The sequence below is a fragment of the Streptomyces yokosukanensis genome, from assembly GCF_001514035.1.
Lineage (GTDB): Bacteria > Actinomycetota > Actinomycetes > Streptomycetales > Streptomycetaceae > Streptomyces > Streptomyces yokosukanensis.
The window spans coordinates 465,023-490,205 of record NZ_KQ948211.1; the positions used below are offsets into that span (position 1 = coordinate 465,023).

Here is a 25,183-nt window from a genome sequence, read left to right on the forward strand (position 1 = left end):
TGCGCGCGGGACGGTGCAGCGGTCTCCGAGCCACCCGGGACGGCAGGACCCGCCGGTAATACAGCTCGACCGACGGGTCCATTGCCCCGGAATTCCACATCAAGATTCCGCAGCATTTCGGTCTCGGCGAGGGTAAGAGTCCGATTTGTGGCGCGCAAAACAGGCGCAGTAGATTCTCGGACCGTCCGAGCGGCGCCTCGCCGCGCGATGCCCCCGCGTCAGACCACCTGGACGCCGGGCTCGTCGGACTCCACCCGCAACCGCGCCAGCGTGCTCGCCGTGGCCTGCGGCCCGACGACGGTGTCGACGACGCGGACCTGTGCGTCGATGCCGTCGCGGCGGATGTCGAACAGGTGATAGCCGCGGTGGCAGTCGATCACCTTCCAGTGCGGGTTGTCCGCCTTCAGCGGGTCCCACTGGGCGTGGAAGGCGGCCTCGTCCTGATCGCCGTTGCTGGAGACGGACGTACCGACGAACTCGGCGCCGACGACGTCGGAGTCCGGGTCGGCGAAGTCCTCCTTGAGGTCGCTGACCATCGTCAGATGCCGGTCTCCGCTGAGTACGACCGGATTGCGAACGTCCGCGAACTCCCGCAGCAGGGAGTTTCGTTCGACCTGGTAGCCGTCCCAGGCGTCGTAGTACCAGAGCTTGCCGTCGCCGGGCAGCAGATCGGTCTCGGCCATCATGATCTGGGAGGCGATCAGATTCCAGCGGGCCGGCGAGTCGCGCAGCCCGTCCCGCAGCCACTGCTTCTGCTCGGCGCCCAGCATCGTCATCGACGGCGACTCGGCGCCCGCCTGCGTGGTGGCCTGGTCGGTGCGGAACTGCCGGGTGTCCAGGACGTTCAGCCGCGCCAGCCGGCCGAACTCCAGTCGGCGGTACATCTGGATGTGCGGCCCCGTGGGGACGGCGCTCGCGCGCACCGGCATGTGCTCGTAGTACGCCTGGAAGGCCGCGGCCAAGCGGGCCACGAACGCGTCGTGCGACTGCTTGTCCGGGTCCTGCGGGACCTCGCCGGCCCAGTCGTTGTCGACCTCGTGGTCGTCGAAGGTGACCACCCAGGGGGCGTTCGCGTGCATCGCGGCGAGGTCGGGGTCGGTGCGGTACTGGGCGTACCGGTTGCGGTACTGCTCCAGGGTGTACGGCTCGCCCTTGCCCTCGTGCCGCCGCACCGCCGTCGCGGAGGGCGCGGACTCGTAGATGTAGTCACCGACGAAGAGCACGAAGTCGGGGTCCTGGGCCAGCATGTCGGCGTACGGCGTGAAGTAGCCGTGCTGCCAGTTCTGGCAGGAGGCGAGGGCGACGCGCAGCGCACCGCCCCGCTGGTGCGCGTGCGGCGCGGTGCGGGTGCGGCCGGTGGGCGAGAGCCGGCCGTCGGCCCGGAAGCGGTACCAGTACGGGCGGTCCGGGCGCAGCCCGCGTACGTCCACATGGACGCTGTGGCCGAGCTCGGGCCGGGCCTCGGCGGTCCCCCGGCGGACGGTACGGCGGAACCGCTCGTCCTCGGCGAGCTCCCACTCCACGGGGAACACCTCCTCGGGCATGCCTCCGCCGTTCAGCGGATCGGGCGCGAGCCTGGTCCACAGCACGATGCCGTCGGGCAGCGGGTCGCCGGAGGCGACACCGAGGGCGAACACCCCGTCCGGGAGCGGGGTGGCGGCGGCGCGGGCCGGGCTCGGCAGCCACAACTGGGCGGAGGCCGCGGCGCCGAGCACGGCTGCCCCGGCGGTCAGAAAGCGGCGACGATCGGGCGATGGTGCGTTCATACGCTGACTCCCTTGCCACGGTGGCCTCTTCGGACATGGGGAAACTCCCACGCCGGGACGCTCCGCCTGCTGAACGACACCAATCGCGAGCATGACAAACGGGGAGACGGCAGGAGATCCGTCACGACGTGGGAACACCTTCGCGCCACAACACATCTGACGACAGATCGGATTCGAGTCGCCGGCTCAGGAAGGAGACACGAGTACGGCGCCGAGAGATCCGAAGATCTCGCGGCGCCGCACGGTTCGACTCACCGGGGTGAGGCGGGGCTGTACTGGGCTCTACTCGAACGGGTCGAAGTCGTCGTACTCCCGCAGGGCCTCGTCCCGCTCGGCCTGCTTGTCCCGGCGGCGCTGCGCCGCGGGCCGCTCGGCGTCGAAGCGGTGGTCCTCGCCACGGCGGCCGAGCATCTCCGCACCGGCCATGACCGTCGGCTCCCAGTCGAAGACGACCGCGTTCTCCTCGGGGCCGATGGCGACGCCGTCGCCCGTGCGGGCGCCCGCCTTCATCAACGCCTCCTCCACACCGAGGCGGTTCAGCCGGTCGGCGAGGTAGCCCACGGCCTCGTCGTTGTTGAAGTCGGTCTGGCGGACCCAGCGCTCGGGCTTCTCGCCGCGCACCCGGAACAGCGGCTCGTCGCCGGCCTCCTCGCGGGTGACGGTGAAGCCGGCGTCGTCCACGGCCTTGGGCCGGATGACGATCCGGGTCGCCTCCTCCTTCGGCTTCGCGGCCCGCGCCTGGGAGACCAGCTCGGCGAGCGCGAACGACAGCTCGCGCAGCCCGATGTGGGCGACCGCCGACACCTCGAAGACGCGGTAGCCGCGGGCCTCCAGGTCGGGGCGGACCATCTCGGCGAGGTCCTTGCCGTCGGGCACGTCGACCTTGTTCAGGACGACGAGCCGGGGCCGGTTGCCGAGGCCGCCGTACTGGCGCAGCTCCTCCTCGATGACATCGAGGTCGGAGAGCGGGTCGCGCTCGGACTCCAGGGTCGCGGTGTCCAGGACGTGCACCAGCACGCTGCACCGCTCCACGTGCCGCAGGAACTCGAGGCCGAGGCCCTTGCCCTGGCTCGCGCCCGGGATCAGGCCCGGTACGTCGGCGATGGTGTACACCGTGGAACCTGCGGTGACGACGCCCAGGTTCGGCACGAGGGTCGTGAAGGGGTAGTCGGCGATCTTCGGCTTGGCCGCGCTCAGCACCGAGATCAGCGAGGACTTGCCGGCGCTCGGGTAGCCGACGAGCGCCACGTCGGCGACCGTCTTCAGCTCCAGGACGACGTCCTGGAGGTCACCGGGCACGCCGAGGAGCGCGAAGCCGGGCGCCTTGCGGCGGGCGGAGGCCAGCGCCGCGTTCCCGAGGCCGCCGCGGCCGCCCTGTGCGGCGATGTACGACGTCCCGTGGCCGACCAGGTCGGCGAGGACGTTGCCCGCCCCGTCGAGGACGACGGTCCCGTCCGGCACGGGCAGGACCAGGTCCTGCCCGTCCTTCCCCGACCGGTTGCCGCCCTCGCCGGGCTTGCCGTTGGTGGCCTTGCGGTGCGGCGAGTGGTGGTAGTCGAGCAGGGTCGTCACGGACTGGTCGACCGTGAGGATGACGTCACCGCCGCGGCCGCCGTTGCCGCCGTCCGGGCCGCCGAGCGGCTTGAACTTCTCGCGGTGGACGGAGGCACAGCCGTGACCTCCGTTACCCGCGGCGACGTGCAGCTCGACGCGGTCCACGAAGGTGGTCATGGTTCAGTGCCTCCAGAAAAGTACGGGTATGACTATGTGCCAACACAGTGGTCAACACGCGAAAGGCGGACCCGCCTTCCCGACCGGGAAGTGAGGTCCGCCTCGCGAAAGCGTTCGGCGCTGAATCAGGCGATTCAGGCGACCGGAACGATGTTCACGACCTTGCGGCCGCGGTGGGTACCGAACTCCACCGCACCGGGCTGCAGGGCGAACAGCGTGTCGTCGCCGCCACGGCCGACACCGGCGCCGGGGTGGAAGTGGGTGCCGCGCTGGCGGACCAGGATCTCACCCGCGTTCACGACCTGACCGCCGAAGCGCTTCACGCCGAGCCGCTGGGCATTGGAGTCGCGACCGTTCCGGGTGGACGATGCGCCCTTCTTGTGTGCCATGTCTCCTCAGTCCCTTACTTCGCAGCCGCGGGGATCGACGTGACCTTGATCGCCGTGTACTGCTGGCGGTGGCCCTGCCGACGGCGGTAGCCGGTCTTGTTCTTGTAGCGCAGAATGTCGATCTTCTGGCCCTTGTGGTGGTCCACGACCTCGGCCTGGACCTTGATGCCGGCCAGCACCCACGGGTCGCTGGTCACAGCGTCGCCGTCGACAACGAGCAGGGTCGAGAGCTCGACCGTGTCGCCAACCTGGGCAGTGGAAATCTTGTCAACCTCAACGATGTCGCCGACAGCAACCTTGTGCTGGCGACCACCGCTGCGCACGATGGCGTACACGCGGATCTCTCTTTCGCTCGTTACAGAACCGGCACCCCCGCAGGCCAGCCGCCACATGACACATGGGCAACCTCTCCCGGCCCGCCTTGCGTCCGGGAGGAAAAGGTTTACGGGGATGTGGCGTGCTCAGTGACACGCCGACGGTCAAGGTTACGGGGCCGGGCCGAGGGGGTCAAACCGGGCCCCGCGGGTGTGCGGCCGGTCACTTCGGACCGGCCGCACACCCGGGGCGTCAGCCTTCGTCGCCGGTGGCGGGGACCGTGGCGGTCTTCTTCGCCGTCGACTTCGCGGCGGCCGTCTTGGCCGCCTTCTTGGCCGTCGTCTTCTTCGCGGCCGCCTTCTTGGCGACGGTCTTCTTGGCCGTCGTCTTCTTGGCGACGGCCTTCTTCGCCGTGGCCTTCTTGGCGGTCTTGCGAGCCGCCTTCTTGGCCGGAGCGGCCTCCTCGGCCGGCGCCTCGGCCGTCTCCGCGACGACCGGGGCCTCCTCCGCCGCGGCCGACGGGACGACCATGACGGCCGCCTCCTCGGACGTGGTCGGCGCGCCGACCTTGCGCACGGCACGACGGCGCGGACGGGCCGGGGCGGCGCTCTCGGCGGGCGTCTCCTCGACCGGAGCCGCGACGGGAGCCGCGTCCTCGGGCTCGGCCACCGGCGCCTCGGCCGCGGGCGCGGCCTCGGACACCGTCACCACGGCCGCCTCGGCGCCCGCGGGGGAACCGGCCGGCGCCGACACCTTCCGGGTCGCACGACGGCGCGTACGGCCCTTGGGCGCGCCCTCCTCGACGGGCTCGGCCTGCGGGGCCGGGACCAGCTGCTCCTCGACGGCGGCCGGCTCGGCGACCGGCGCCTCGGCGGTGGCCGCCGGGACGACCGGCGCCGCGACGGCCTCCTCCTTCGGCTCTTCGGCAGCCCGCTCGGCCACGGCCGGGGCCGCGGCCCTGGCCTTCTCGCCCCTGGGCGTCCGCTCCGCCCTGGGAGCCTTCTCCGCCTTCGGCGCGCCCGCCGGGGCCGAGGCACGACGGCTCGCCCGGCGCCGCGTACGGCCGCGGCCGGCCGCCGCCTCCGCCTCGGCGACGCTGCTGTACAGCTCCTCGTCCGGCGCGAATTCAGGCGCCGTCAGGGCGACCGGCTCGGCGACCTCGGCGGCCACCTCGGCGGCGGTCTCCGCGTCGGGCTCGACCGCCTCACCCGTCTCCACGGCCACCGCGGCGGTCTCGTGCACGTGCTCGTGCGCGTCACCGCCCCGGCCGCGCTTCTTGCGCTTGCCGCCACCGCCGCCGACCGCCGCCGGCTGCTCCATGTGCACGATGACACCGCGGCCGTTGCAGTGGACACAGGTCTCGGAGAAGGACTCCAGCAGGCCCTGGCCGACCCGCTTACGGGTCATCTGCACCAGGCCCAGCGAGGTCACCTCGGCCACCTGGTGCTTCGTACGGTCGCGGCCCAGGCACTCCAGCAGGCGGCGCAGCACCAGATCGCGGTTGGACTCCAGGACCATGTCGATGAAGTCGATGACGACGATGCCGCCGAGGTCGCGCAGCCGCAGCTGGCGCACGATCTCCTCGGCCGCCTCCAGGTTGTTCCTGGTGACCGTCTCCTCGAGGTTGCCGCCCTGGCCGGTGAACTTGCCGGTGTTGACGTCGACGACGATCATCGCCTCGGTCTTGTCGATCACCAGCGAACCACCGCTGGGCAGCCAGACCTTGCGGTCCAGCGCCTTGGCGAGCTGCTCGTCGATCCGGTACGTGGCGAAGACGTCGACCTCGGAGGTCCACTTCTGCAGCCGGCCGGCGAGGTCAGGCGCCACGTGGGCGACATACCCGTGGACCGTCTCCCAGGCCTCGTCACCGCTGACGATGACCTTGGAGAAGTCCTCGTTGAAGATGTCGCGCACGACCCGGACGGTCATGTCCGGCTCGCCGTACAGCAGCGTCGGGGCGTTGCCGTTCTTGGCCTTCTTCTGGATGTCCTCCCACTGCGACTGCAGCCGCTCGACGTCCCGGCGCAGCTCCTCCTCGCTCGCGCCCTCGGCGGCGGTGCGCACGATGACGCCCGCGTCCTCGGGGACGATCTTCTTGAGGATGGTCTTCAGCCGGGCCCGCTCGGTGTCGGGCAGCTTGCGGCTGATGCCGGTCATCGAGCCCTCGGGGACGTACACGAGGTAGCGGCCCGGCAGGGAGACCTGACTGGTCAGACGGGCGCCCTTGTGTCCGATCGGGTCCTTCGTGACCTGGACGAGCACGGACTGGCCCGACTTCAGGGCGGACTCGATGCGGCGCGGCCCGTTGGCCATGCCCAGCGCCTCAAAGTTGACCTCACCGGCGTACAGGACGGCGTTGCGGCCCTTGCCGATGTCGATGAAGGCGGCCTCCATCGACGGCAGCACGTTCTGGACCTTGCCGAGGTAGACGTTGCCGACGTACGAGGTCGCCTGCTCCTTGTTGACGTAGTGCTCGACGAGCACGCCGTCCTCGAGCACGCCGATCTGGGTGCGCTCGCCGTGCTGGCGTACGACCATCACGCGCTCGACGGCCTCGCGGCGGGCCAGGAACTCGGCCTCGGTGATGATCGGAACACGGCGACGGCCCTGCTCCCGGCCTTCACGGCGGCGCTGCTTCTTGGCCTCCAGACGCGTCGAGCCCTTGATGGACTGCACCTCGTCGGACGGCTCGCTGGGCTTGCGCGGCTCGCGGACCTTGACGACCGTGCGCTCCGGGTCGTCGGCGGACGGCTCGGCGTCCACGCCGCTGTCACCGGCGCGGCGACGGCGACGGCGGCGGCGACGGCTGCTGGAGCTGGACCCGCCGGCCTCGTCGCGGGCGTCCTCGGCGTCCTCTTCCTCCTGCTCGGCGGTGTCCTCGGCGTCCTGCGCGGCCTGCTCGGCGGCCAGTTCCTCGGCCTCCTCGCCCTCGCCGTCCGCGGCGTCACCGCGACGGCGGCGGCGGCCGCCACGGCGGCGGCGGCGACGGGAGCCGGACTCCTCGAAGCCCTCGGCCTCCTCGGCCTCCTCGCCCTCGGCGAGGTCCTCGGCCTGCTCGGCGGCCTCCTCGTCCTCGGCGGCCTCGGCCTCCGGCTCCTCGTCCTCGGCGGCGGCCTCGACGGCGCGGGTCTCCTCGGGGGCGCCCCGGCGGCGACGGCGACGGCGCGGGCCTGCCTCGGCGGGCTCCTCCGCGTGCTCCTCGGGCTCCTCCACCTCGGCGGCCACCGCGGCGGCCTCGGCGGCGGCGCGCTCCGGGGTCTGGAACTTCGGCTCGGCGAACACCGGCGCCTGGAAGACGGCGACGGCGGGGCGGGCCGGGCGGCGCGGGGCATCGGCATCGGCCTCGGGGGCCTCCGCCTCGGCGTCCTGCGTCCGCTTGCGCTGCGCGGGCCGCTGTGCGGGCTCGGAGAACCCGAAGGCGGGACGCACGGCCCGGCGCCGGCTGCGGCGCGGGGCGGCCTCCTCGGCGGGGGCCTGCGGCTCCTGGGCGGCGGCCGGCTCGTCGGCGGGCTCGGTGACGGGAACCTCCGGGGTGTGCGCCACGGCGGCCTCCTCGGGCTGCTCGGCCTCGGGGCCGGCTGCCAGGTCGGCGGACTCGTCGGTCTTCGGCCCACCGGCCGGAGCGGACGTGCGGCGGGTCGCGCGACGGCGGGTACGGCGCGGAGCGGCCTCCTCGGCGTCACCGCTCGCCTCGGCGGGAGCGACGGCCTCGGCCGCGGCTTCGGCGGCGGGGGCCTCGGCGACGACGGCCGGGGCCTGCGCGGCGGACTCGTCGGCCTTCGGCGCACCGGCCGGCGCGGACGAGCGCCGGGTCGCACGACGGCGCGGACGCGCGGCGGGCGCCGCTTCCTCGGTCTCGACCACGGCCGGTTCCTGGGCCTTCTCGGCCTCGTCGGCAGCGGCCGTGACGGACGCGGCGGTGACGGACGCGGCGGTCTGCGGCGCCGCGGTCCCGGCGGCCTCGGTGGAGACGGGCGCCCCGGCGGGCGCGGACGAGCGGCGCGTGGCCCGACGGCGCGGACGAGCGGGCGCGGCCTCCTCCACGGCTGCGGGCGTCTCGGCGGCCTCCTGGGCCACGGGTGCCTCATCGGCACCGGAAACGGCGGCGGACGTCGCTTCGGAAGCGGCGGCGGCAGGCGCGGAGGCGCTGCGTGTGGCGCGGCGTCGGGCGCGGCGCGGCGCGGCCTCCTCACCGACGACGACCTCGCCGCCCTCCGCACCGGCGGCGGGCTGCTCGCTCTCGGCGGCGGACGCGGCCGGTACGACGGCCTCGGCGGTCGACGGCGCCCCTGCGGGCGCGGAGGCGCGGCGCGTGGCCCGGCGGCGCGGACGGCTCGCGGGAGCGGTCTCGTCGGGCTCGACCGTCGCTGCGGTCGTTGCGGTCTCTTCGGCCGCCTCGGTCTCTTCGGCCTCTGCGACCTCGTCGGAGTCCGCGGCCGGTATGGCCGGCACGGTCACCTCGGCGTAGGCCTCGCCCGCGCCGGGCGGGCCCGCCGGGCGTGAGGCGGCACGGCGACGCCTGCGCGGCGGCAGGGTGTCGCTGGGCGTGTTCAGTTCGGAACCCTCAGCGGGTTCGGTCGGCTCGAGCATGCGGGCGTTTCTCCCGTCAGGCTCCCGGGCGCCGCGCCTGGTCCGGCGTCGGTCCGAAAAGACCGTCCGCCGTTGACGTCCGCGGCCCGCGTGGTACGCGATGGCCGCCGTCCGGGGCGCGGGCGCCGCACGGGAGCACTCTGTGTCCTGTCTCGCCGGTTCCGTACGCCTTGTCGGTACGGCCTGGCGAAAGTCTTCTGGTGGGTGCGCTGCCCGACCCAGATGGCTCCCGAGTACAAGGGCGGCGCTACGACGTCCGTCCCTACGCGGGACCTTCCGGCGTCGGCGCCGTCGCGGCGGCGGCCGGTGTGGGCGTCAGGGCCCCGGCTGCCTCGCGGTCGGGCGCGAGCGGGTCGGTCACCGTGCCGGTCTCTTCATCGAACAGCCCCTGCGCCAGCCTGGTCACCGCTGCGGGGACCGGCGGCGCCAGGTCGGCCACGGCGCGGAGACCGGACAGGACGTCGTCGGGTCGTACGGCAGGCGTCACGTGCCGAACAACCAGCCGCAGTATCGCACAGGGCTGGTCGGTCGGCCTATCAGACGGTGAACCGTGCGTTTCCAGGCTCACCACGGCGGGCCGGGCGTCGAAGGTGCGAACGCCGTTCTTGGTCGTGCGCTGGACCTCGACGGTCTCGGCCCCCTTGAAGGCTTCGGCCGCGCGCTCGGCGTCGGCCGGGTCGACGCCGTCCAGCCGCAGCTCCCAGACGGAAGCCGTCAGCCGGTCGGCGAGGCCCGAGGTCCGCGCCTCGACCGCGTCGACGATGTCGAGCCCGGCGGGCAGCGACTCGTCGAGGAGGACGCGCAGCTTCTCCGGGTCGCGCGATGCGGTGAGCGCGATCTCCAGATACTCCGCCTCACTGCCGGTGCCGGTGGGTGCGGCATTGGCGTACGACACCTTCGGGTGCGGCGTGAACCCGGCCGAGTACGCCATGGGCACCTCGGCGCGGCGCAGCGCTCGCTCGAAGGCGCGCTGGAAGTCTCGGTGGCTGGTGAACCTCAGGCGGCCGCGCTTGGTGTAGCGCAGTCGGATGCGCTGCACCGCGGGTGCGGGCGGCGGGCCTTCGGGCTGTCGCTTGCCCAGTGTCCTAGTCCTTCGTGAGTGCGGTCGTACTGCTACCAAGAGTACGTGCCGCGGGCCCCTGAGGTTCCCGCCGGTCCACCGCGACCGGCTGCCTCGGCTCGCCGAACAGCATCCGCCGGACGTCGGCGCGGGTCTGCCGTACCGTCTCGCGGGCGCTGGTCAGCGCCTCCCGCACGGCCCGGCCCACCACGCGCGCACCCGCGGCGGCGGGCTTCAGGACGGCGGCGCGGACGGCATGGCCGACCGGGACGAGGACGGTCCGGTACGCCCGGCGCACCGGCTCCACGAAGATCCACCGGAAGAGGGTCCCGAGCACCCGGCCGACGGCCCGCGAGATCCGTCCGGCGATCCGCCACGCGTGCCCGAGGGCGTCCCCCGCCTCGCGCGCCACGACCGCGAGGAGCCGGCCGGCGGGCGCGAGGACCCAGCGCCACAGCGCGAGCGCGGGCAGGACGAAGAGGACGCGGAGGGTCCAGTACAGGGCGAGCCCGATGCCGGTGGCGATCATCCGCAGCAGCCGGCCCAGCCCTCGTGCGCACCAGGCGACGGCTCGCCCGACGGGTGCGAGGATCCACGCGTACAGCCATCGTGCGGGGACGACGAACAGACACCGCACCAGCCGGGCGACTGCGTGGCCGATCGGCCGGAGCACGCGCGCGTACACCCAGGCGAGCCCGTCACCCACCCCGCGCGCGAGACGGGCGAGGCCGTGGCCGACGGGGGTGAGCACGTACCGGTGGAACCACACGGCCGGTACGACGACGAGGACGGCGCCGAGCCAGGCCAGCGCCCTGCCGGCGGGGACCAGGACATACCGCCACAGGCCTGCGAACGGCCGGACGAACAAGGCTTTTCCGGTCCACAGCAGCGCCCGGCCCAACGGCCTGAGCACGGCGTCCCGCACCAGCCTTCCGGCGACGACGAGCGCGTCCCACGCCATCCGTACCGGCACGACCAGCACCAGGACGACGATCCGCAAGGGGACGCGGATCGCGACGGTGAGGCACCCTTCGGGCTGCCGGGGCCCAGGTGGCGGCGCGTGCAGTTCCATACGGGGGTAGACGCGGTGGCCGCCTGTTCGGATCCGGCCGGGTACGCGTCCGACGCCGACCGGGAGGACAGGGGCGGTCCTGGTGGCGGGCGGCGCCGTCACCACCCGCCGCGGTCGCCGACCACCTGGAAGCTGCCCACGAGTCCCTCGTCACCGAACGCGCCCCCGGGTTCGGCACGGGGCACCGTGCCGAAGGTGTCGCTGTGCGGACCCACGGTGGTGACCGGAGGGCCGTCGTCGCAGGAAAAGCCCCGGAAGACCTCGATGGTCCTACGGCTGTCGTTGAAGATGCTGAAGCTGCTGGAGCCGGTCGCAGAGATGCAGCCCTCGGCGGAGGCGGAGTAACTGCGTTCGTTGAAGTAGATCTTTCCGCCTCCCCCATGGCCCTCGCCGCGCCCACCGCCGCCGCGTCCACCGCCGTCGCGGCCCTCGCCCTTCCCTCCGCCCGTGCTCCCGCCGCCCGCGGGAGCCGAGGGAGGAGCGGTAGGAGCGGAAGAAGCAGGAGGAGCGGGAGGGGCGGAGGGAGCGGAGGGGGCGGCTCGCTGCACGGGCCGGACCGCCTGGTGGGCGGAGGGGGACGCGGGGGCGGAGCCGACGGCCATGGCGTAGGTGATGCCGCCGACCACGAGGACGGTCGCGCCAACTCCGGTGCCGACCACAGCAAAAGTACGCGGGGGCATGTCGCTTCTCTCTGTCGCACGGACGTCGGCCGGGCGACCGACCTGTGACGAACGTACCGACAGCCCCGATGACCGGCATGTCGGAGATGCCCCTAGGGTGACGTCATGCATGGAGGCCAGTCCCAGGCCCGATCCGTCACTGGTGCGGCCGGCCTCGGCACGGACGAAGCGGTCGAACGCACGCGGCAGGAACTCCGGCGGGAAGCCCGGACCTTCGTCCGTCACGCGACCTCGGCGTCCATCGACGCGCGCGGCGAGCGGAGGCGGACCGACCGGCACCCCGCTCTCCTCCTCGCTCACCCGCGTGCCTCACGCGCCCTTCGGGCCAAGTACCTCGTCGGCGCTGCGCGGTTCGGTGCGCGGCTGCTGGTTGAGCTTGTGCCGCTCGATGGAGGATCGCCGGTAGACCTCCTTGCGGGCCCGCATGATGTCGCCGAGGGGCGCGTGCTCGGCGGTGACCCGCCAGGGCGTGAAGGACAGCGCGTCCATCTTCTCCAGGTTCTCCGGGCCGGAGATGTCCTGCTGCGGCAGGCGCAGCTTGGCCACGGTGACGGACGGCGAGAGCTGCTCGGGCCACTCCACGGTGGTGTCCTCCACCGGCATGCGCTCCAGGTCGGTGCAGAGCTGGACCTGGATGTCGAAGGCGTAGGGCCGCTCCTGCAACTCGGCCTCCAGTGCCGGACGGAAGACCTCCGGCGCGGAGGTCGGGTCGAGGGCGCGCCGGACCACCGCGGCGGCGGAGTGCGGGTCGGGGGTGATGCGTATCTTGGCGATGTGGTCCCCGTGCCTGACCGCGCCCATCGTCCAGTAGCTCGACAGCAGTACGTTGACCGGGGGGATCTTGGAAAGACGCAGGAAGGCCAGGAACTCGTCCCATGCCCAGTCGTCCTGGTCCAGGGTTCCCTTTCCGGTCACGAAGTCGGCGAAGAAGCGATGTGCGCCGGGCCGGCCCCGAGAGAAGTAGGCGGGCGCGTTCAGGAACAGTTCCTGGATGAACAGGTAGTGCTCGACGGTGTTGCAGAAGAAGACCGGTCCGTTGATGTTGGCGTAGTCGAAGGTGCCCGTGTCCGGTTCGTCTTCCAGCAGGGTCGGGCCGGGGATGCCGAACATCTTCAGCGCCAGTCCGGTGGCGGCGCCCAGTCGTGCGTCGGCTCCGGCGTGGGGCGAGCCGTTGGAGAAGCGGATGAGCGCGTCGTGGGTTCCCGGAGTGGCGTAGATGCCTTGGGCGTACTCGGTGGGAATCCCGTCCAGGATCTCCACCTCCCCTCGGACCAGCCCGTAGCCCTTGGCATGGGCGTCACGCAGGGCCCGTCCGGTGCCGCCGGCCTCGACCGACTCGGCGATGTAGCTCTCGGTCCTCTCGATCACCGTCCGCAGGTTCTCGTCGAAGTGCGGATCGCCGACCTCGATGTCCGGTGTGTAGCGGACGAACTGTGCTGCCATGGCTTCGGCCTCTCCATGGAGAGCGGGTGGGGCCTCAAGGGATCGGAACTGCTTCAGGAATGGGAATTTCTTTCAGTCCTCCAGTTCGGCAAGCCAGCGCAGGGCACGCAGTCCTGGCAGAAAGCAGTACTCACCGCCGCGGGTGACCACGAAGCTGGGCAGGTTCCGCAGACGGCGCCGAACCGGTTTCTCCGGGATGGTGACGGTGCCGGTTCCGCCGTGGTGTCCGGCCACCGGGTCCTTTTCGCCGGGGTAGCCGATGAAGTTTCCGTCGTTGACCCACTCGGCCTTGATGAATTCGAACTGTCGCTCCAGGTGGGCTCCGATGAAGACGCCGACCAGCCCCCGGTCCGCGCCGTCGTCCTCCAGCGCCCCCTCCGGCAGCGGCGGACCGTAGGTGGTGCCGCGGCGGATGAGGCGGTGCATGCGCGCGTCGCCGATGATCGTGGAATCGCGGGGGTTGGTGCGCCGGATGTGCGCGCCCGCGGGGCACCGGAAGCCTCGGTCGTCGTTCTCCCGGTACAGGAAGTTGTTGACGCGGTGCGGATCGGCGGCCAGCTCCGGATCATCGCGCTCCGGCGTCAGCGTCAGCGGCGCCCCGCTCGGCCAGCGCCCGACCATCTTCGCCGCCAGGAGTGCCTCTTCCTCGGCGCCGGAGCTGTTCGCGCGCAGGTACCGGCGCCAGGCCGCCACATTGGTGTGGATCTTGCGGACGGCCACGTAGGTCCCGTTGCGTCCCAGCACATCGGGGCTCGGCATAGGCGGTAGGTTGCCGGTCTCGTCGGGGTAGCCGAGGATGAACTCGCCTGTCTTGATGGGGAGTTCCTGCGGGTTGGACCCGGGCAGCCCGACGCCCTCGATGTTCGGATGGCTGATGCCGTCGCGGAAGCCGAAGGTGGTCCGCCCGGTCGGGAGCTGGTGGACGTCCTGCCGCCAGACCACCTGGACTCCGGGCGTGTCCTCGTACGCGGCACGGGCCTGCTCCAGCTCCTGGTCCAGCTGCGCCGCGTCGGAGGACAGGGCGCTCAACGCGATATGGACCTCCCCCGTTCCGAACGGTGCCTCCCAATGGGCCGGCGCGCTCTCGCCGACGTCACCGATCAGCTGCGCCCGAGCGGCCATGCCCTCGCGGAACGCCCGCGGGAAGCTGTCCAGCGATTCCTGCGGCACCCCCAGGGCCTCCAGCCCCTGATAGGTGAGCGCCACGGCCACCCAGGCGTCCCGGCTCGGGTCCACCTCGGGCAGACCAGCCGCGGTGAGCGGGAGCAGCCGCCGGAGCAGGGCGCGCCCGGCGTGGCGGTCGTCGACACGCAGGAAGATGTACTTCCCCCGATAGGGCACCGGTCGTGGGCGCAGTGCTCCGCTCTGGATGTCGTCGATCTCGACGCGTACGGTGTCCGCGCTGCCGCTTCCCGTTGTGCTCATGGTGGTTCGTGCTCCACATCGGTGTCAGCCTGGGCAGCCCCGGATGGGCGGCCCGCGCCCGCCGACGCGGTCCAATCGACGTCGGTCGGCCGGGAGTTGCGGTTGTGCCGTTCCAGGCCGCCTAGCTTGCGGCAACCTCCAGCAGCTTCTGGAAAGCGGGCGTGGCCACCAACTCCGTGTTGGCCGGGTTCTCCAGCGCCGCCCGGAACTCGGGGGTGTCCAGCACCTCCTGGAACGCGTTGTCCACACGCTGGTCCTTGAAGATCTGCTGAACGGTCAGATCGGGATAGGCGCTGACGAAGACCCCCGCGGGCTCCTGGTGGGCGAGGAACCACTCCTTCACCCCTGGATCACGGACCCCGGGGAACCCTTCACTGTGCGAGAAGACCTTGTCGAAGCGGGCCCCGACCACCGTCTTGGCGAAGTCGTCGATGTAGGTGTCCCAGGAGCCGTCGAAGACGCTGGCGAACATGAACCGGGTGTCGTCGTCGAAAATCACATGCCTCGCGTCGTGCAGCGTGCCGATCTGGCGCACCGCCGCATGAACCCTCTCGTCGTCCGCCGCGTCGGCGAGCGCGGCGAGATCCTCACGCAACGCATCGGCCTCGCCCGGTTTGATCTTGGTGAATACGGTGAACTCGTTGGAGACCCCGTCCGTCCTGCCCGGGTGCTCAGGATGGGCAGGCTGGGTCGCGTCTGATGTCGGAGTCATGATCAGGTTCTCCTGCCACGGATCGATTCGAGGGCTGCCCCGATGCCCCGATACGAGGTCCCATGGCCCTCACCACCCATCCTGACTCCGCCCGCGCCGCCTCGCATTCCGGCTACGGCTGATGTGATGAGCCGGTGGCGGAGCTGATGTGATGAGCCGGTGGCGGACTCGAAGCCCGGCCGGATCTGATTCGGATTCCGCCCCGAGATGATCCGGCTACGAACCGTGTCCGTGACGCGCCCGCAGGCGACCGCCGGGCCGAGACCGTCTCAACCCGAAAAGCTCCCGCGAAGCTCCCGAGGACAGATCCCTGAAGGCGCAGGAAGATGGAGTCGGGCCTGCCGAGCAGGCCATGTCGTCCTCTCGGACGACTGCCTCCCCTGCCACGCCGCCCAGGAGTCGCTTCGGCCCCCGCTGCTCCGCGTGCAGGCGGCCGGGTCACCCGCACCCACACCCGTCGACCCCGCTCGCGCGATCGCCGCCCTGACCCCACCTGGAGGCAATCATGGGCAAAGTTCTCGGTGATGTGCTGGGTCTTGCGGCCGGCGTCGCGATCAGCCCGCTCCCGATCATCGCCGTCATCCTCATCCTCGCCACGCCTCGGGGACGTCTCAACGGGGTCCTCTTCACCGTCGGCTGGCTACTGGGGCTCTCGGCGCTGGGGGCAGTGATGCTGGCGGTCGCCTCCCCCGCACACGCCTCCGGCCACGATCACCCGGCCACCTGGGTGGGAGTTCTCAAGCTCGCTCTGGGTGTGCTCCTCGTCGCCTTCGGCACCCGGCAGTGGCATCGGCGCCCGAGGGATCCCTCGCAGGCTCAACTGCCGAAATGGATGGGCGCGATAGACCGCCTCTCGCCGGTCAAGGTGTTCGGACTCGGAACGGCCCTGGCCGCGCTCAACGCCAAGAACGCACCGCTGACCATCGCCGCGGGCGCCGCGATCGGCTCAGCGGGACTGCCGGTCGGGCAGCAGATCGCCTCGCTGGTGGTCTTCGTCGTGATCGCCACCCTCGGCCTTCTGGCCCCACTGGGCGTCTACCTGCTCGGCGGAGAACGGGCCAAGACCACGCTCGGCAATTGGAAGGACTGGGCGGCTCAGCACAATGTCGCCGTGATGGCGGTCCTGTTCCTCGTCCTCGGGCTGAAGCTACTCGGAGACGGAATCTCCGTCCTCACCTCCTGACGTCCCGCGAGGACGGTCCTCGGCTTGCAGCTCGAACCACATGGTCTTGCCGGTGGCCGTCCGCATGCTGCCCCAGGCGTCCGCGAGCAGGTCGAGCAGCTCGATGCCCCGACCACCCTCCGCGTCCGAGTCGACGACGATGCGCTCAGGGCAGGCGGACTCCGTGTCCTCGACCTCGCACAACAGGCGGGAGTGGCTCAACCGCAGGTTGAGCCTGAGCGGGCCGCGCGTGTGACGCAGGGCATTGGTGACCAGTTCGCTGACCAGCAGCTCAGCGGTGTCGGACAGGTAGCCGACAGCCCAGTCGCTCAGCTGCGCGGTCACCAACCGCCGAGCCCGGCGCACGGAGGTCATTTCCCGCTGCAAGGGCCAGGAGGCGTCCCAGGCGGTGGCGCGGCAGCGCGGCGCGTCCAGCGGTCGCAGCGGCGCGAGCATGCGGGACCACAGAGCCCACTGTCTGGTCAACCACGATCCGGCGCCATGAGAGGACCACCCGCCACAGCGAAAGGCGATGGGGTAACCGATGGCGCGAGTGGCCATGGGAATCAGTCCCTTCCGGGCCGGCGAACGGACGGTCCGCCGGTGAACGTGCCTGGCGTGCACCAGACCCCTTACATGTAGCAGCCGCTACACTCCAAATATAGACGTAGCGACTGCTACAGTAAAGATGCTCCCAAAATCTCAGCAAACGGACATTCGGGTGTTCTCACCCTCACGCATCCAGGAGCCCCCATGCCTCGCCCGCCCGATCCGGCCAAGCGACGCGACCTTCTCGACCGGGTTCGCGAGTACGTCACCCGCAACGGCCTCGCGGACCTGTCCCTGCGCCCTCTGGCCAAGGCCCTGGACACCAGCGATCGCATGCTCCTGTACTACTTCGGCACCAAGGAACGCATGGTCGCCGAGGCCCTCGACATCTACGAGCGCCGCCCCCTCCTGCGCACCCGCGACCTGCTGGAGACCATGGGCCCGCCCACGGACCCCGCGGGCCTGCGCCGCTTCCTGGAGGAGGTGTGGCGACAATTCAGCGACCCCGACGTACGCGCCACCCTGCCTCTCTACCTCGAGATCATGGGCGCCGGCGTGCTTCACCCGGACCGCTACGGGCCCATCATGCGCGACATCGTCACCGAATGGACGGAGCTGCTCACCTCCGTCTTCCGTGACCTCGGCATGACCCGGGACCGAGCGCGGACACAGGCCACCCTCCTGACCGATGCCTCCTTCGGTCTGCTGATCACCCCGCTGGTGGACGGCCACTTCGACCGGGCCCACAAGGCCTTCCACGCCCTCCTCGACAGCCTGGAACCCGGATGGCACACCATGGCGTGACCGTGGCCACTCGAAACCGACCGACGCCGGACCAGCGCTCGATCACAGCCGCTGCCAGCGGTGGTGAGCCGCGCCGAAAAGGTTCACGATGGAGGGAGCGGCGGAATCAACAGCCGAACGGTGACCATGCGGTCGGCCTGGTCGTCGTCAACGTTCAGAGCGCCTTTCCCGCTGCCTGAGCCGGTTCCCTCGCGGGGCGCTTTCCGAGTAGACGTTCACCGAGTGTGCCCGGCGGACCGGCTGCCTGCAGATCAGTCCACGGCCACAAGGGGTGCGGCGCCGAGGAAGATCGTGATGACTACAGAGTCCGAGCTGCTCAAGACCGACGACCAGCGGCTTGAGGAACTCTTTCGCAGGAGTCCGGCCGGCGAGATCCCCAAAGGCCCGATGGAAGGCCGGGCGATCTTCCCCGATGCCGGGCCTGGAGGGGCGTGGCTGCTCGCCACCCTGGTGCATCTGTTCGGGTGGCGCGGCAAGGTCTTCAGCCCGGACGGCTACCTCAGCAACCGGCTCACACCGATGGACATCCTCTCCATCGTCGCCATGGTCGCTCCCGGCCCGAGCCTCCTGGACGACCAGGAGTGCATCGTCATCGACTACTCCAACACGTCCCTGGTGTTCGGGGGCGTGCGCGATGAGATCCGGCAAGTCGGCCCGCACCTGTACCTGGGTCTGATCTGGCTGTCCGGCCGCAAGGTCGGCTGGTTCTCGCTGCGTGACCCGAACGACGCCGACGCATAGGGCGGATCACGTCGACCCCCCGACGCCCCGACGCCTCGACGCCTCGACGCCTCGACGCCCTGGTAACGGTCACACAGGGCGCCCCGCCGTCGACAGCGCGGCGCCCCCGCGAACGCTCAGCAGGACCCGTCGGCGCGACAGACGTCCGGCCCGTGGGCGGAGGTTCTGCACCGTGCCGCATGACGAAAGGCCCCGATCTTGCTTCCCCTCACCGTTCGCCTCCGCAGAGCAACACGGCGATTCTCAAGCGGCGTCGGAAGGACGGAGTTCTCACGGCACCGCTCAGGCATCGCCCTTGCGGCATCGGGCACCCTGGCCCTGGCTCTGACGGGACTTCCCGCAGCCACACCTCCCGGCACACCGGCACCGTTGCACGGAACAGTCACCAGCGCGGGAAAGCCGCTGTCCCACGCCACCGTCACCCTCTTCACCGGAGACCGGCAAGGCGTCCGGACTCTGGGGCACGCCACGACAGACACCGACGGAGCCTTCCGGATTCGGCCCGGCCGGCGCACGGGCTCCGTGCTGTACGTCGAAGCCGCGCCCAAGGGCGACAGCTCGCTGCGTCTGCGCTCCGTCGTCGGCTTCGGCCCCGGGGGCGGCGTCGCCAAGCGCTCCGAATCCGCGGTCACGGTCAACGAATTCACCACCGTCGCCGCTGCCTACGCCTTGGCCCAATTCACCGACCAGCACGGCATCACCGGGCCGAGCCCCGGCCTGGAGAACGCCGCAGTCACGTCCTACAACCTCGCCGACCCGGCAACGGGCAAGCCCGGCAAGGTCGTCACCGACCAGGACAACGGCAGCAAGAACGACACCCTGGCCACCCTCGGCACCCTTGCGAACCTGATCTCGCTCTGCGCTCCGGGAGCGAACACCGGGCACTGCAACGACATGCTGCAGCTGGCCACGCCGCCGGGCGGCAGCACACCGGGGGACACGGCCCAAGCGGTGGCCAACCTCGCCATGAACCCGAAACTGGCCACGGGCAAGCTGTACGCCCTGGCCGGACAGGTACACACCTACAGCCCTGCGCTCACCGCCGCCCCGGCGGCCTGGGTCCTGGCGCTGCACTACACCGCTGCGAAGGTCTACGCCCCCGGTCGGATCGCCGTCGACGCCAAGGGCAACGTCTGGGCCACCGACAACTGGCTGCCCGGGACGCGAAGCCCCAGCCCCTATGTCACCGTGCAGGACCCCGCGGGCAACCCGGTCTTCAACAGCCCCATCAGCGGTGGCGGCATGAAGGCGGGCGCCTGGGGCATCGCCATCGACCACCAGGGCTCCGTCTGGGTGCCCAGCTACGCCGGGGACGCCATGGCGAAGTACTCGCCGTCCGGGAAGCCGCTGTCGCCCAGCACGGGATTCAAGAACGGTGACCTGAACCACCCCCAGGGCACCGCGGTCGACCAGAAGGGCAACATCTGGATCGCCAACTTCTACGGCCTGAAAGGCAACCGCGGCAAGGGAAGCGTGATCGTCTACCCCCACGGCGACCCTTCCAAGGCGATCACCATCACCGGCGGCGGACTCGACCACCCGTTCTCCCTCCAGATCGACGGCTACGGCCGGGCCTGGGTCTCCAACGCCCGCTTCAACGGGGCGAAACTCCTGGACACGCGCGTGCCCAAGGGCCATGCGGGCGGAAGCGTCACCGTCATCGGTCCCGACTTCAAGCCGACCTCGTTCTCCCCCATCAAGGACGCCTCACTCGACTGGCCGCTCGCACTCGCCGTCGACTCCAAGAACAACGTGTGGGTGCCGGACTTCGTCAGCAACTCGGTCACCGAACTCGGGCCCGACGGAAAGGTCGCTGGCGTACACAAACTGCCCACGGCCATCGCTCCGTGGTCCGTGGCCGTCGACGGGTCCGACCACGTGTGGGTCGCCGGCTTCGGCACCCCCTCCGTCTCCGTCCTGTGCGGCGTGAACACCAGCGCGTGCCCTCCCGGCTCCTCCACCGGCTCCCTGCTGTCACCGCCCGACGGCTACCGCAACAACTCCCTCCAGCACCTCACCGCCGTCCAGCTCGACCAGTCCGGCAACGTCTGGCTGGCCAACAACTGGTCCAAACTCGCCCCGCCCACCGGCGGCAACGGCCTGGTCGAACTCATCGGAGCCGCCACACCCGTCTGCACACCGCTGAACCCCCTGCCGGCCCGCCCGACAGCCACCGGCACAACCGCCTGCCCAACCCAGACCAGCGCCCAGCCCAGATGACCGGGAGAACACCGGCGGCGCCGACGGACGAGAGCGCGAAGCACCGGCCGCAGCCAACGCCGCAGCACGTCCACTCAGGCGCCAGGGCTCGCCAGCCAGCGCAGTGCGCTGAGGCTCGGCAGGAAGAAGTACTCTCCGCCGCGGGTGATGACAAAACGCTCTACGCCGTGCAGGCGGCGCCGGATGGGGTGCTGCGGGATCGTGAAGATGCCCGTGCCGTCGTTGTCGCCCGTGAGCAGGTCCTTCTCCTGGTCGAGGCCGGTGAAATGGCCGTCGTTCAGCCATTGCGACTTCACGAATTCAAACTGCCGGTCGAGGTGCGAGCCGATGAAGACGAAGACGATGCCACGGTCGGCGCCGTCGTCGTCCAGGGTGCCGGCCGCAAGCGGGGGGCCGTAGTTGGTGCCCCGTCGAATCATGTGGTGCAGGCGGATGTCGCCGATGATCTCTGAGTCGCGCGGGTTGGCTCGCCTGGCGTGGGCGCCGTGGGGGCAGATCGCGCCCCGCGGATCGGACTCGTAGCGGAAGCCGTTGTTGCGCTGGTCGTCCGCTCCCAGGGCCGGGTCGTCGTGCTCGGGCGCCAGGATCAAGGGGGCGCCGCTCTGCCAGCGGCCCACGATCTTGGCGGCGAGCAGCGACTCTTCCTCCGGGCCGCCGGAGTTGTCGTGGAGATACCGGCGGAAGGCCGCGACGCGCGTGTGCAGCTTCCGCCAGGCCACGAAGGTGCCGTTGCGGCCCAGCTCGGCCGGCCGCGGCATCGGCGGCACGTTTCCGGTCTCGTCGGGATAGCCGAGCACGAATTCGCCCGCCTTGAGCACGGAACCGTCACCGGGCGGACTCTCGGCGCCGCTGCCTTCGATCGTGGGGTTGCCGATGCCGTCCTTGTAGCCGAAGCTGGTGCGCCCGGTGGACAGCTGGTAGAAGTCCTGCCGGTGGACGACCTGAAGACCGGAAAGCTGCGCGTGGGCCTTGCGGGCACGTTCGAGGACGACCGCCAATGATTCCTGGTCGGCGGCCAGGAGGGACAGCACGACGTGGACCTGGCCGGTGCCGAAGGGCGGCTCCCAACGCGCGGGCGCACTCTCGCCGGTGTCACCGATGAACTCGGCGCGCGCCGCCATGCCCTGCCGGAACTCGTCAGGGAAGGTGTTCAGGGCGGCCGGCGGGACCTGGAGCGCTTCGAGTCCCCGGTACGTCAGTCCGGCGTTGAGGAGCGCGGGCAGTTCCGGTTGCCACCAGTTGGCGGCGGAGTCGACCAGCTCGGCCAGGCGCCCCATCAACTCGCGCCCGGCGCCGGCATCGTCCACACGCAGCAGGATGTAGGTGCCGACGTACGGCGACGGCCGGTCGCGCAGCACGATGCCCTGAATCTCGTCCAACTGCAGCGGTGGGGCTTCAGTCGCTGTCATGACGTCCTTCCGGTCGCATATCGGCGACTTTGTACCAATCACCGCTACTGTTGACGCTGTCCGACACGACACATCGCGCGATTGACGAGCGCCTGGGCGCTCGGGGTCGCTCGAAGGGCAAGGTTCCACCGCGCGAGCCGAAGCGCTCGCCGGGGATCGCCGCCGACGGTCAGCCAGAACTCCGCTGCGTGATCGGCGTACGCCTCGGGGTGGCGCGCCATCAACTCCTCGTAGCGCGCGGCAGCGCGGGCACGCCAGAACCGAGCCTCCGCCGACGTCTCGAACCTGCCCAGGAGGCGGACAAGCCGGGTCGCGTAGTCGGGATCGTCGCTGACGAGGGCCAGCCGGCGCAGGCGCTCTGCCGCCACGGCCGTCCTGCCTTCGGCGGCGTCGGCCTCAGCGAGCTGACCCTGGGCCGGCACATAGGACGGCAGTCGGCGAGCGGCCGACTCCAGCCAGACGCGCGCGCTCACCAGTCCGCCCTGGGCCAGCCACATCTGCCCGCACTGGAATTCGAGGACCGCGAGTGGAAAGGGGCTGACCCCGCGGTAGGCGCGTCTGGCCGCCAGAAACCACGACTCGGCCTCCTCGACCTCGCCGCTCTCGGCATGACAGCGGGCCATGGCGCCGAGGGTCCTGAAGTCCTGCCCCCTCGACAGCCCCTGCCGATGCAGCGCGAGCGCGTCTGCGTACTGCCCGACCGCCTGGCAGACGACTGCCCGCTCCTCGTCCACACTTCTCCGATCGAGCCCCAGCGCAGCCGCCGCGTCCAGATCGTCCAGCGCCGCCGCGAACCGGTGGAAGAGGCCCGCCAGCCTGGCGCGCGCCATGAGCGAGCGAGGATCGCGCGGCGCCTGGTCGACGAACGTCTCGGCCAGCGATGCCGCGCGCTCGGCCTGGTCGATGCGGCCCAGTACGTGCCCGCGCAGGGCGGTCAGCTCCACCAGCTCGCCCCAGCCGTCAGCGGTGAGCCTCCCGCGTGTCGCCTGCGACGTCAGTCCTTCGATGCGGGCGTCGAGGTTGCCCATGGCGATGACGCCGGCTGTCGTGGGCGGCCCGCCCGCGAGGTCGGGCCTTCTCCCCCCACCGGCATGAGTGGCCGCCGTGGAACTGCCCATCAGCTTGCGGCGGCCGTCGGGACGGAAACCGGTTCGGGCGGGTCGGGGTTGGGCGGTGCCAGGTACGGGAACTCACGCGAAGCCGGGACGGTCCCGTCGACGCCGTCGCTCACGCGCGGACCATGGCCCGCGTTGACGATCAGCGTGTAGAGCGTGTCGATGACATCGTCGTTGAGCGACCGGCCGCCACAGGTCTCATGCTCCCGTCCCTCCAGCAAGGCCCGCTCGATCTCGAAATAGCTGTCTTCGGCGTACGGCTTGGCCACGTCCACGACCAGGAAGTCCGCCAGCAGCAGCTCCGTCAGCGGATGCGTCCCGTCCGGCCGCGTCGTCCAGTCCGCCTTGCCGTCGAGGCCGTCGAAGAAGACCAGGTTGGCGTTGAGGCGTGCGCGATAGGCGTCCACGTAGCTCGGCCCCAGCCGGAACGGGTCTTCCCCGTTGTAGAGATCGCGCAGGTCAACGACCCTATTGGCGGCGTCGACCCCGTTGTCCGACAGCAGAATGTTCTTGACCTCGGGGCGGCCGAGGCGTTCGAGGCGCACGGGGTACGGTCCGACCGTGACGGTTTCCGCCGCAACGGCGAAGACGCTCCCCGAGTTCGCTCCGAACACCCTGGCGACGTCAAGCTCTGCCACGACGGTGAGGACGTCGGCGCCCTCCAAGGAATTGGTGCCCTTCGGTACGAAGGCGAGCCGCCGCCTCGCCCGCGTCTCCACCTCCTTGGCCACGTCCATGAAGAAGGGATCCAGCCGCAGCCCGGCGTACCATCGCACGCCATGGCCCTCGCCGCCCCGCTCGTCATTCACCAGCAACGAAACCGATTCCCCGTCGGGCAGCACGCACGTTCCCCGCTGCGCCAGCTCCCCGTCGTCATCCGGTCCGACCGGAATCGAGAAGGTGCAGGCAAGTGCGAATTCGTCGGTGCCGACATCGAGGAGTGAGCCGGAATCTCCCATGGGCACGGATGCCGGCCGGACGCGGAATCGATAGCCGGCAGCGTCGGAGAACAGGGCTCCCGGCCGCGCATTGGGAAAGACATTCATGACGAGGACGAGCCGACCCGACCGGGAGGGGCTGGGAAAGGCATAGAGGTCGGTCAGGTCTATGGCCGGATCGGCCAGGGCGCGGGTGCCGGAAAGATGGTCGGACATGATGCTGCGACCTCCGCTGACGGGGCCCGGGCCGACGACCGCGCGCCGTTGCCGGGCCGCCCGGTGGCACCCAGGCGCCATGACCACGGGACTACAGGCGCCTGGGACGCGAGACAGCTGCTAGCTGGACGCGGTATCCAGCAACGCGTTGAACGCCTGCGTGACCTTCTGCGCCTTGGTGGTGTCCTCGACCGTCATGGTCGGATTGGAGGCGTACCACATGTCGGCCTCCACGATCTTCGTCGCCAGCCAGTCGACGATGTTCGGAGAGGTCGCCCCGGGCCAGCCCTCAACGACACCTTCGAACATTTCATCGAACCACGGTGCGGCGTTGGCGAAGATGTCAGCCATGTACGGCTTGAAGTCGCCGTCATAGGTGACCGCGCCTATGACCTGGGTGTCATTGTTGATGAACGTGACACGAAAGTCGTGGACAGTGCCGACGACCTTTTCGTATTGAAAGGCATCGTCCTGGATCTTGGCGGCGTTCTGGTGGAACCTCTCCGCCCCGCCTGGTACGGCATCGAAGAGAACGGTGATTTCCGCTACCTCCCCGACCCGCTTGCCGAGACCGTCGGGCTGCCTGGTCACGGTTGGAGTCGCCGACCTCGCGGAGCTCTGTGCCGTCATGGCTCCCTCTCCCTTTGATCGTCTATCGGCTGGGCTGCGGGCTCTCCTCCCTTCTGAGCGCGTTCCGGAAGGCTCACACAGCCAGCTTTGTCGCCCTCCAGGGCGTCGGCAAGACGATCAGGCCCCACAGGTCGACGCCGTATGGCGAGTCACGCTCTGCGAGGCACTCCCAGGGCCCGGCAGAGGCGCCCGAGAGCACACCAGCGGCGCTGACGG

Annotated in this window: 20 protein-coding genes and 1 pseudogene; 4 read left to right on the forward strand and 17 right to left on the reverse strand. The window is 70.8% G+C overall.

Annotated elements, in window-relative coordinates; translation table 11 throughout:
• Positions 1 to 218 precede the first annotated feature (218 nt).
• From AQI95_RS17620 to AQI95_RS17665, 12 genes and pseudogenes are all read right to left on the reverse strand, one after another.
• The gene (locus tag AQI95_RS17620; protein ID WP_067123954.1) at positions 219 to 1,766 is read right to left on the reverse strand and encodes an alkaline phosphatase D family protein; all 1,548 of its coding nucleotides are present in this window, start codon (positions 1,764 to 1,766) and stop codon (positions 219 to 221) included.
• Positions 1,767 to 2,048: 282 nt separating this feature from the next.
• A complete protein-coding gene (obgE, locus tag AQI95_RS17625) occupies positions 2,049 to 3,497 on the reverse strand; it encodes a GTPase ObgE (RefSeq protein ID WP_067123956.1) in 1,449 nt (482 codons plus the stop codon).
• A 134-nt stretch (positions 3,498 to 3,631) separates the two neighbouring features.
• Positions 3,632 to 3,886 carry a 50S ribosomal protein L27 gene (rpmA, locus tag AQI95_RS17630; RefSeq protein ID WP_020940020.1) on the reverse strand — a complete coding sequence of 85 codons (255 nt, stop codon included), beginning with the start codon at positions 3,884 to 3,886 and terminating at the stop codon, positions 3,632 to 3,634.
• 14 nt (positions 3,887 to 3,900) lie between these two features.
• Positions 3,901 to 4,221: a 50S ribosomal protein L21 gene (gene rplU, locus AQI95_RS17635; protein WP_067123957.1), complete on the reverse strand. Its 321-nt coding sequence runs from the start codon at positions 4,219 to 4,221 to the stop codon at positions 3,901 to 3,903.
• A gap of 232 nt (positions 4,222 to 4,453) precedes the next feature.
• Positions 4,454 to 8,791 carry an Rne/Rng family ribonuclease gene (locus tag AQI95_RS17640; RefSeq protein ID WP_208614201.1) on the reverse strand — a complete coding sequence of 1,446 codons (4,338 nt, stop codon included), beginning with the start codon at positions 8,789 to 8,791 and terminating at the stop codon, positions 4,454 to 4,456.
• A gap of 262 nt (positions 8,792 to 9,053) precedes the next feature.
• Complete coding sequence (locus AQI95_RS17645) at positions 9,054 to 9,830, reverse strand: TIGR03936 family radical SAM-associated protein (RefSeq protein ID WP_067123963.1); 777 nt, start codon at positions 9,828 to 9,830, stop codon at positions 9,054 to 9,056.
• Positions 9,831 to 9,876: 46 nt separating this feature from the next.
• Positions 9,877 to 10,923: a hypothetical protein gene (locus AQI95_RS17650; protein WP_067123964.1), complete on the reverse strand. Its 1,047-nt coding sequence runs from the start codon at positions 10,921 to 10,923 to the stop codon at positions 9,877 to 9,879.
• Between the two features lie 98 nt (positions 10,924 to 11,021).
• Entirely contained in the window at positions 11,022 to 11,603 is a 582-nt protein-coding gene (locus tag AQI95_RS46515) for a hypothetical protein (RefSeq protein WP_159056535.1), read from the reverse strand.
• A gap of 108 nt (positions 11,604 to 11,711) precedes the next feature.
• A pseudogene (locus AQI95_RS50140) lies at positions 11,712 to 11,903 on the reverse strand (ATP-binding protein); the annotation flags it as partial.
• A gap of 9 nt (positions 11,904 to 11,912) precedes the next feature.
• A complete protein-coding gene (locus tag AQI95_RS17655; protein ID WP_067123966.1) occupies positions 11,913 to 13,046 on the reverse strand; it encodes a catalase family protein in 1,134 nt (377 codons plus the stop codon).
• 72 nt (positions 13,047 to 13,118) lie between these two features.
• Positions 13,119 to 14,471 carry a Dyp-type peroxidase gene (locus tag AQI95_RS17660; RefSeq protein ID WP_067123967.1) on the reverse strand — a complete coding sequence of 451 codons (1,353 nt, stop codon included), beginning with the start codon at positions 14,469 to 14,471 and terminating at the stop codon, positions 13,119 to 13,121.
• A gap of 121 nt (positions 14,472 to 14,592) precedes the next feature.
• The gene (locus AQI95_RS17665) at positions 14,593 to 15,183 is read right to left on the reverse strand and encodes a hypothetical protein (protein ID WP_244188763.1); all 591 of its coding nucleotides are present in this window, start codon (positions 15,181 to 15,183) and stop codon (positions 14,593 to 14,595) included.
• Between the two features lie 505 nt (positions 15,184 to 15,688).
• Here AQI95_RS17665 and AQI95_RS17670 point away from each other — a divergent pair.
• A complete protein-coding gene (locus AQI95_RS17670) occupies positions 15,689 to 16,366 on the forward strand; it encodes a GAP family protein (RefSeq protein WP_067123968.1) in 678 nt (225 codons plus the stop codon).
• Here AQI95_RS17670 and AQI95_RS17675 read toward each other — a convergent pair.
• Entirely contained in the window at positions 16,331 to 16,906 is a 576-nt protein-coding gene (locus tag AQI95_RS17675; RefSeq protein WP_362617334.1) for an ATP-binding protein, read from the reverse strand. The genes AQI95_RS17670 and AQI95_RS17675 overlap by 36 nt on opposite strands.
• Positions 16,907 to 17,098: 192 nt before the next feature.
• Here AQI95_RS17675 and AQI95_RS17680 point away from each other — a divergent pair, with 192 nt between their 5' ends.
• The 3 genes from AQI95_RS17680 to AQI95_RS17690 all read left to right on the forward strand — a co-directional run bounded on the left by AQI95_RS17680 (position 17,099) and on the right by AQI95_RS17690 (position 20,659).
• Entirely contained in the window at positions 17,099 to 17,698 is a 600-nt protein-coding gene (locus AQI95_RS17680) for a TetR/AcrR family transcriptional regulator (protein ID WP_067123970.1), read from the forward strand.
• A gap of 294 nt (positions 17,699 to 17,992) precedes the next feature.
• Positions 17,993 to 18,439: a hypothetical protein gene (locus tag AQI95_RS17685; protein ID WP_067123972.1), complete on the forward strand. Its 447-nt coding sequence runs from the start codon at positions 17,993 to 17,995 to the stop codon at positions 18,437 to 18,439.
• A 369-nt stretch (positions 18,440 to 18,808) separates the two neighbouring features.
• Positions 18,809 to 20,659: a hypothetical protein gene (locus AQI95_RS17690; protein ID WP_107121674.1), complete on the forward strand. Its 1,851-nt coding sequence runs from the start codon at positions 18,809 to 18,811 to the stop codon at positions 20,657 to 20,659.
• Between the two features lie 74 nt (positions 20,660 to 20,733).
• Here the strand turns inward: AQI95_RS17690 and AQI95_RS17695 are convergent, their stop codons facing one another.
• From AQI95_RS17695 to AQI95_RS17710, 4 genes are all read right to left on the reverse strand, one after another.
• A complete protein-coding gene (locus tag AQI95_RS17695; protein ID WP_067123973.1) occupies positions 20,734 to 22,068 on the reverse strand; it encodes a Dyp-type peroxidase in 1,335 nt (444 codons plus the stop codon).
• Positions 22,069 to 22,112: 44 nt separating this feature from the next.
• The gene (locus tag AQI95_RS17700; RefSeq protein ID WP_067123976.1) at positions 22,113 to 23,096 is read right to left on the reverse strand and encodes a tetratricopeptide repeat protein; all 984 of its coding nucleotides are present in this window, start codon (positions 23,094 to 23,096) and stop codon (positions 22,113 to 22,115) included.
• 89 nt (positions 23,097 to 23,185) lie between these two features.
• Positions 23,186 to 24,337 (reverse strand): DUF4331 family protein, encoded by a 1,152-nt coding sequence (locus AQI95_RS17705; protein WP_067123977.1) that lies wholly within the window; start codon positions 24,335 to 24,337, stop codon positions 23,186 to 23,188.
• A 120-nt stretch (positions 24,338 to 24,457) separates the two neighbouring features.
• Entirely contained in the window at positions 24,458 to 24,928 is a 471-nt protein-coding gene (locus AQI95_RS17710) for a hypothetical protein (protein ID WP_159056536.1), read from the reverse strand.
• Positions 24,929 to 25,183: the final 255 nt, after the last annotated feature.